Source organism: Micromonospora sp. NPDC047753 (assembly GCF_040642735.1).
Classification (GTDB): domain Bacteria; phylum Actinomycetota; class Actinomycetes; order Mycobacteriales; family Micromonosporaceae; genus Micromonospora.
In genome coordinates this window covers 1-1148 of the sequence record NZ_JBEYSL010000889.1, presented here as the reverse complement: position 1 = coordinate 1148, position 1148 = coordinate 1, and the positions used below count along the sequence as shown (strand labels likewise).

Genomic DNA, 1148 nt, shown 5'->3' with positions numbered 1-1148 from the left:
CCCGGGGTGACGGCCACGCCACCATGTGCGTCGACGCGCCGCTGGGGGCGGTGCTGCCGCAGCTGGCCGCGCGGGTCGGCGCCGGGGCGCCGCTGGGGGTCTGACGGGCCCAGCCCCGGGTGGGAGCCCCGGCCCCGAAGGTGGGACATCAGCCCCCGGGGGTAGGACATCTGCCGGAAACACCGACGCTGGTAGCGTTGACCACGCCGGTAACACCCACGTGGGAGAGACCGCCCGACAGCACGCAGGGCGGCGCCGAAGGGGCAAATCCTCCCCGGAACCTCTCAGGCAAAAGGACCTCGTGGGCAGGCGCTGTGGAGTGCCCCTGTGGGTGCGACAGAGGGGGAGGCCGACACGTCGACCTCGCCCCGGGAGTGCCCCTGATGACCGTAGAGCAGTTCGCCACCCGTCACATCGGTCCCGGCCCCGACGATGAGCGTCGGATGCTGGAGGTCGTCGGGCACGACTCGATCGACGAGCTGATGGACGCCGCGATCCCCGAAGTGATCCGCTGGCACGGCACCCTCGACCTGCCCGAGGCGGCCACCGAGGCCGAGACGATCGCCGAGCTGCGGGCCCTCGCGGCACGTAACACCGTCGCCGTCTCCATGATCGGGCTCGGGTACCACGGCACGCACACCCCGGCGGTGATCCGCCGCAACGTCCTCGAAGACCCGGCCTGGTACACGGCGTACACGCCGTACCAGCCGGAGATCAGCCAGGGCCGGCTGGAGGCGCTGCTGAACTTCCAGACCATGGTCACCGACCTGACCGGCCTGGCCACCGCGAACGCCTCCATGCTCGACGAGGGCACCGCGGCGGCGGAGGCGATGACCCTGGCGCGGCGGGCCTCCAAGAGCAAGAGCGGCGTGTACGTCGTCGACGCCGACGCGTTGCCGCAGACCATCGCGGTGATCACCAGCCGGGCCGAGCCGCTCGGCATCGACGTACGGGTCCTTGACGTCGAGCGTGACGAGTTGCCGGAGGAGTTCTTCGGCCTGCACCTGCAGTATCCGGGGGCGTCCGGGGCGGTACGCGACCACGCCGGCCTCGTGGAGGCGGCGCACGCCGTCGGCGCCCTGGTGACCGTGGCTCACCGCCCGGGGACGAGCCGGTGAGCGCAGGGATGACTGTCGGTCATACCTCTG

1 pseudogene and 1 riboswitch are annotated in these 1148 nt (G+C 71.8%); the pseudogene reads left to right on the top strand.

What is annotated here, in order from left to right:
* The first annotated feature begins 211 nt into the window (after positions 1–211).
* Positions 212–310: riboswitch (glycine riboswitch) on the top strand.
* Positions 311–383: 73 nt separating this feature from the next.
* Positions 384–1094: pseudogene (locus ABZ749_RS35500) on the top strand (glycine dehydrogenase (aminomethyl-transferring)); the annotation flags it as partial.
* Between the last annotated feature and the right edge of the window lie 54 nt (positions 1095–1148).